The following is a 6,900-nucleotide window of genomic DNA, read 5'->3' on the forward strand; positions in this document are numbered from 1 at the left end:
CTTATAATTTTTCTACATCTTTTAGTTTAACAGAAACGATTTTAGAGACACCTGATTCTTGCATAGTTACTCCGTAAATCGCATCTGCAGCTGCCATTGTTCCCTTACGGTGGGTCACAACGATAAATTGACTTGACTTATCAAAACGATTGAGATAGTCCCCAAAACGCTTGACATTGGCTTCATCCAAGGCTGCTTCAACTTCATCCAAAATCACAAATGGAATCGTCTTGACACGGATAATCGAAAATAGCAGAGCCAAAGCCGAGAGAGCCTTCTCCCCACCAGACATCAGATTGAGAGACTGAATTTTCTTGCCAGGAGGCTGAACAGAAATCTCTACACCTGCTGTCAACAGATCACTAGAAGTCAAGATCAAATCCGCCGAACCGCCACCAAACATCTGCTTGAAGGTCAGCTGGAAGGACTCACGAATAGCATCAAAGGTCACTTTGAAACGCTCCTTGACTTCATCGTCCATGTCATTGATGGTCGCCAAAAGCAAATCACGCGCAGACAAGACATCTTCACGCTGACTAGATAAAAATTCCAAACGACTGTGAACTTCATCATATTGCTCAATGGCATCTAAATTGACTGGTCCCAAGGCGCGGATAGCTCTCTCTAAGTCTTTCAATTCTTTTTCTGCACGGACCAAATCTTCCAACTGCTTAGCTGTCTGACTGGCTTCATCAAAACTCATCTTGAAGTTCTCTGTCAAGTTCAAAACGAGACCACGCAATTTTTGTCCGACTTGCTCTACATCCGCCTCTAACTTAGCCTGGCTGCGAATAAAGTCATCATTTTTTAGTCGAGCCTGCTCCAAGCGCCCTTCCAAGTCATCTAATTGGCCTTCAATATCGTCCATTTCAAATTTAAAACGAACAAGAGCTTGGCTAATTTCTTCTTTTTTGGTCTGGGCTTGAACCAACTGTTCTTCCAAGACCTCCAAATTTGTATCATCCAAGGCTTCCATTTTTTGGTCAATCACTGCTTGTAAGAGGGAGGTCTCCTGCTCAGCACTTGTAATCTCGTCACGCAAACGTTTGGCTTCCATTTGAGTAAAACGAATTTCACCTGCCAGTTGATTTTCTTCGACCCTCAACTGAGACTGGCTAGCTTGTAAGCTTTGCAATTGCTCTTGAATGGCATCACGGTTGTTCTTGACCTCATCGATTTGTTGGTTGAGGTCCAATTTCTTTTGTGCCAAATCAGCCAAATCAGCCTGGATTTGAGTTTGCAAGCTCTGCATTTCAGTCAGATTTCCACCGGAAATTTGTCCAACTTGCAAGTTATAAAGGCGATCTAAATCTGACATGCGCTCTTGAATTTGCTCGTGAGAAATACGTACTTTTTGTTCAGTTAGACGAGCTTCTTCGCCCTCTGATTTGATAGTTTCTAAGCGGTTGCGTAGTTCATCCAAATTCTCTTTTACATCTGCCACCGCCATTTCTTGACGGCGAAGTTCAGTGGATAAACTGTCAATTTCCGACACTAACTCATCTAGTTCTGGCTTGATAAAAGTGGTATTCTGATTACGATTGGCACCACCTGCGAAAGCTCCGCCGGGACGAATCTCTGAGCCATCCAAGGTCACAATTCTAACCTGAAAGCGTGTTGCACGCGCAGCTTCATTGGCATGGTCAATGGTATCAAAAATTGCTACCGCTCCCAATAAATTCTGGAAAATTGTTGCCAAACGAGGTTGGTAAGTCACCAAATCTGCCGCCGTCCCTAAATAACCCGCTATCGCTTCCAAAGCCTGCAAAGACTGAGCCGTCATGTGACGTGGCTTAATAGTGGTCAAAGGTAGGAAGGTCGCCCGCCCTTGACGATTCCTCTTAAGGAAAGAAATAGCATCTTTAGCTGTCGCTTCATCTTCTACAATGATATTCTGACTAGCACCACCAAGAGCAATTTCCAAGGCCATTTGGTACTGAGTATCAAAGGTCAGATTCTCACTGACAGCTCCGATAATCCCGCTAAGTTGGTCCTTAGCCTGTAAGACTGCCTTGACACCCGCATAGAAGTTTGAGTGATTTTTCAAAATAGCTTCCAAACTCGTTTGGCGAGCACGTTTTGCTTTAACCTGATCCAGCAAGTCAAACATCCTTGCTTGCTCCTGCTGGTAACGATTTTCTGCTTCAGCTACTTCTCTGCGACAAGCTTCATAGTTTGCCAAAAGTGACTTGAGATTATCTTCCGCTTCCGTCACATGACGCTGACTCTCCTGCAAGGCCTGCTCAGTCGTCCGTCTATCCTCTTCTAATTTGGCTAACTCCTGAGACTGACTCTCAGACTGGTGAATTTGATTGGCAATGTCCTGCTCCAGCTTGGTTAAGGCATTGGATTTGTCCGCTTCGGTCTGCATGACCTTGACAAATTGTTCCCGCAAATGCTCGATCACTTGGTCTGGGTCTTCTGAAAAATGAGCAATTTCTTGCGAAACTTGAACCAACTTTTCTCTCACAACCTGCAAGTCTTTTTCCAAAATCACTTCCTGCGACTGCTTTTCTATCACCTCTTGGCGTAATGTTGCCAGTTTTTCCGACAAATTATCCAAACGTGCTTGAGCATCTTGTTTGCTAGACTCATTTTGGCTTGATTCTAGCTTGTGAACTTCAATTTTCCGCTCCAAATCGCTGACTAAGCGGGTCACATCTAAGAGGCTGACCTGTTGCTGATTAATGGTTTCCGACAACTGATGGCGTTTCCCTTTGAGCGCTTGATTTTCCTGTTCCAATTGATCACGCTGGGCATAGTATTCAGCCAACTCAGCCTTTATCGCCGCCAATTTTTCTTCTTTTTCGGTTAAATCAGCACGACCACGACGAATTTGCTCTACCAAAACATCCAAGTAGAGTTCACTACGCTTCCCGTCTAAGTCTAGAAACCGCTTGGCAATCTGAGCTTGTTTTTCCAATGGCTTCACCTGGTTATCTAATTCATAGATAATATCTTCTAAACGATCCAAATTATCCTGCGTCTGCGCTAATTTTGTTTCTGTTTCTTTCTTGCGCGTCTTGTATTTCAAGACACCCGCCGCTTCTTCAAAAATAGCACGACGTTCCTCTGGCTTGGAGTTGAAAATCGCTTCCACTCGACCTTGGGAAATAATCGAGAAAGAATCACGCCCTAAACCTGTATCCATAAAGAGATCATGAATATCGCGCAACCTTACCTTTTGCCCATCAATCAGATATTCACTATCTCCTGAGCGATAAATATGACGTTCTACTTTGATTTCCTTGGAACGATTGGCAATGAAGCCCTTGCTATTATCCAAAGTTACTGCTACAGAAGCATAGTTCAGTGGCTTACGATTTTGGGTACCAGCAAAGATGACATCAGGCATTTTTCCACCACGAAGACTCTTAGCAGATGATTCGCCCAAGGCCCAACGCAGACTCTCTGTGATGTTTGATTTACCCGAGCCATTTGGACCTACAACAGCTGTAACACCTTGGTCAAAAACCACCTTGGTCTTGTCAGCAAAGGACTTAAATCCCTGCATTTCAATTGATTTCAAATACATTAAGAACGAGCCTCCACAGCATTCTTAGCGGCAGCTTGCTCTGCCAATTTTTTAGAGCGTCCGCTACCGTGACCGATGACCTGATGATCTGCAGAAACTTCCACTTCAAAGGTCTTTTCATGAGCAGGTCCTGTCTCCGTAACAACTTTGTAGACAATATCAATCTCGCCGTTAACCTGCAATAATTCCTGCAAAATAGTCTTATAGTCTGTGACACGCTCAAAAGTCCCATTTTCAAGATGGGGAATCATGACTTGGTAGAGGAATTTTTCCACTACTTCAACACCTTGATCCAAAAGAAGGGCACCTAAAAATGCTTCAAAGGCATCCCCTAAAATGGTTTCACGATTGCGACCACCTGATTTTTCCTCCCCTTTTCCCAAGAGAAGGTAGGTATCAAAGCCACAAGAACGCGAAAAGCCTGCCAAACTTTCCTCACGCACAAAGCTAGAGCGCATTTTGGACATTTCGCCCTCTGGCTTTTGCGGATACCGTTTGTACAGGTATTGAGATATGATCAGTTGTAGAACAGCGTCTCCTAAAAATTCCAAGCGTTCATTATGTGAAATTTTTAGAAGGCGGTGCTCATTTGCGTAAGAGGTGTGGGTAAAAGCTGTCTCAAAAAGACTCAAATCTTGGACATGAATCCCAAAATTCTTTGCTAAATTTTCTCGTAAGTTTTCCATAAAAACTCCTTTATTCAGACGAGGACATGTACAACTTTTTAGGCAAAAACAAGCTAGCTAGCACTAAGTAGCACTAACTCGTAAACACATGCTTTTTCCTGAAAAGTTTCGCCCGACAGCCATGCTGTCAGTCTCTTTATTATACCACAAATCTGCCTCACTTCCTTTATTTGATCAGTAAAAAAACACGATCGAAGTCGTGTACTATGTTCTGTCTCAAAGAGAAAAATCTACTTTCAACTTTTCAATGACTGAACGCAGCAAATCCTTATTGGCATCATATTTAACAGCCTTATCACTATCGTTAACCATTAAAAGCATAGCGTTCATGAGTTTTTGCCGATGAAAGGAAACGGCCGCGCTGCTAATTCCCAGTTCTGCCGCAATATCTTTCCCCTTGACATGGGGCTGAGTCAAGGCTACTAGAACCTTGTAGCGGGTCAAATCGCTCAAACTTTTCAATACTGAATTAAAATTATCCTCGTCCAATTCCCTATGCGACAACAGGACTTGGTCTATCTTACAAGAAAGCACCACAAAAGTTTTGAACCCCTCTGAAAACTCATCAATAGGAATCAGCATAAGACGGATAAACCAAGAACTTAAAATGATCAGCTGCGCATCTGTTTGCAACTGCTCATGCTGAATCGCCTTGAGAACATCCGCCTCTGCAAATAACTTATCCATCGAAAGATGATTGGCAAAAAACTGGCGCTCGGCTGCAGCTTTTTCAAAATAAGGCTGATACAAAGGCTGTAATTCGCGCGATAAGTTCACCGTTTTTCTAAGATTTTCCAATGGAGCTTGTGTGTAAATCAAAAATCGCCATTTAGTTTCTGGTTTCCAAGGCACTTCTTCCAGTAATTCTAAAAATGACTTGCCCAAGTCCTCGCTGACACCACTTCCTCTAAGCATAAAGCGCAGGCAATAGTCAATATCTTCCTCCGTCATAGCCAGCACCAACTCATGGAAATCTTCCATGCTCTGTGGGTCATGTCCTTGATTTAACAGGTAAAGATAGGCAGTCGTCAGAATACCGATGCCTTCCCCCATAAAATGATAGGTACGCAACTCCCCTTGATAAGGAAGAAAAAGTTGATAAAGTTCATCCAAGATTGCAAAATCATCAGCTAAAATAGAAGACTCCTTCTGAGTAAAATCCCACTCCCTATCCTCAGGTGCATAAGACAGAGTTGGAAGCATAGTCTTCTCAAAAATTTCGCTCCGAATAGCTTGATAATGGTAGGTCATCATAGACTCCTTTTCTCAAATTTCAATGATTATTTAACTTTTTGCTGTGTTTTTAATAGTATACGCCAAAAGTCCTACAGAAAGCAAGAGATAGAGCAAGGAAATCTGTTGGGCAGTGAGCACCAAGACAAGTCCAGATAAAACTGTCTTACTAATCACCATTCCCATGGTCAAAACTGTGTCAATGCCAGAGCCAACTGTTGCCAATTTTTCTTCAGGAATGACACGATACATCAAGGCCGCAAATTTTGGATTTCCCCCACCTAAGACAAAGGCCGCCGGAAATATAACCAGAACTGCAACATAAAATTGATGGAAAAACAAGGCAGTGAAAAATACTACTAATAAAACCAAGGTCATATTAAGCATTGGTAGAATTTCAAAATGTTTGAAAAGACTTGTACACAAGAGAGAGCCCAAAATATTTCCCACAAGAAAGATAATTGAAATCGTTGCAATAGTGGCTGACGGATTGATGAAAATAAAGTCGCTAAAATCTTTAATCGTTGCCAACACCAAGATATCCAAGGTCGATCCAACGGCATTAATTCCCATGATGACAAAGACACTAGATTGAAGGACCGGCACATTTTTAATTGTAGTCAAGGTATCCTTAAGAGAGCGGCGCAAGTTGTCAACTAAACCTTTGGCAGCCTCTTCTTGTTGAGTTATCTTCAGAGGATTGTCTTGCAATAATTTATTCAAGGCTGGACGAATGCCAAGAGTAATCAAAACACAAATTACAAATGTTCCTGCGTTGAAAAACGCTAAATGTTGATAGGTCATCAAGCCAATTAACATCGCCCCACTAGCTTGAAAACCAATTTGCAAAATAGAACCCGCAGCTTGACGAAAAGCCATAGCCCCTTCACGATCTTCATCTAATACAATGCGTAGACTAAGCGGAGTAAACAAGTAAGACTCATACTGCCCCGAAATATCCGCAAACAGATTAGCCACCACTGCCACAATGACAATCCACAAAGCCGGAGTAAATCCCATTGATAGACCGACGATGACATATAAAACTGCTCGGAAAAGCTGAGTTCCTAAGATAGTTTGAATTTTCTTCTCCGTCTTATCTGCCAGCATCCCCATGAGAAACCGCGTTAACAATGGAAGCGACTCTGATGAGGTTACTAAGCTGATACCTAAACTTGGATTTGGTAACAGTAAAACATAATTCATCAAAGCTAAATAATAGAGCGAGTCCCCAAAATTCGAAATCATGTCTGCAGTAAAAGTTGCTAGATACAACTTATTCTTAAGTACACTTTTCATTTCCAACCTCTTTCATCTAACATTTTAAGTATTTGCTTAATTTATAAAAACATTATACAGCATTTTTAATTTAAGTCAATGATTAATTTTAATATTTTTGTTAAATAAAAATTAAAACACATTTTTTCAAAAGTATATTTGTGTATC

At 41.9% G+C, this 6,900-nt stretch carries 4 protein-coding genes; all 4 read right to left on the minus strand.

Annotated features, from left to right (window positions below; all coding sequences use genetic code 11):
• Nucleotide 1 precedes the first annotated feature (1 nt).
• The gene (gene smc, locus ACHUFA_RS06740; protein ID WP_394405265.1) at nt 2-3,535 is read right to left on the minus strand and encodes a chromosome segregation protein SMC; all 3,534 of its coding nucleotides are present in this window, start codon (nt 3,533-3,535) and stop codon (nt 2-4) included.
• Nucleotides 3,535-4,221 carry a ribonuclease III gene (gene rnc / locus ACHUFA_RS06745; protein WP_222348004.1) on the minus strand — a complete coding sequence of 229 codons (687 nt, stop codon included), beginning with the start codon at nt 4,219-4,221 and terminating at the stop codon, nt 3,535-3,537. Before rnc ends, smc begins: the two co-directional genes overlap by 1 nt.
• A 216-nt stretch (nt 4,222-4,437) precedes the next feature.
• A complete protein-coding gene (locus ACHUFA_RS06750; RefSeq protein ID WP_222348002.1) occupies nt 4,438-5,472 on the minus strand; it encodes an ArsR family transcriptional regulator in 1,035 nt (344 codons plus the stop codon).
• Between the two features lie 33 nt (nt 5,473-5,505).
• A complete protein-coding gene (locus tag ACHUFA_RS06755; RefSeq protein WP_222348000.1) occupies nt 5,506-6,753 on the minus strand; it encodes an MFS transporter in 1,248 nt (415 codons plus the stop codon).
• Nucleotides 6,754-6,900 lie beyond the last annotated feature (147 nt).

Origin of the sequence: Streptococcus hepaticus (assembly GCF_043656315.1) — a bacterium.
GTDB classification, from domain to species: Bacteria; Bacillota; Bacilli; order Lactobacillales; family Streptococcaceae; genus Streptococcus; species Streptococcus hepaticus.

Bases quoted from the DNA above. Each gene is read 5' to 3' on its own strand.
- smc (WP_394405265.1), bottom strand. From the start codon at position 3,535: ATGTATTTGAAATCAATTGAAATGCAGGGATTTAAGTCCTTTGCTGAC.
- rnc (WP_222348004.1), bottom strand. From the start codon at position 4,221: ATGGAAAACTTACGAGAAAATTTAGCAAAGAATTTTGGGATTCATGTC.
- ACHUFA_RS06750 (WP_222348002.1), bottom strand. From the start codon at position 5,472: ATGACCTACCATTATCAAGCTATTCGGAGCGAAATTTTTGAGAAGACT.
- ACHUFA_RS06755 (WP_222348000.1), bottom strand. From the start codon at position 6,753: ATGAAAAGTGTACTTAAGAATAAGTTGTATCTAGCAACTTTTACTGCA.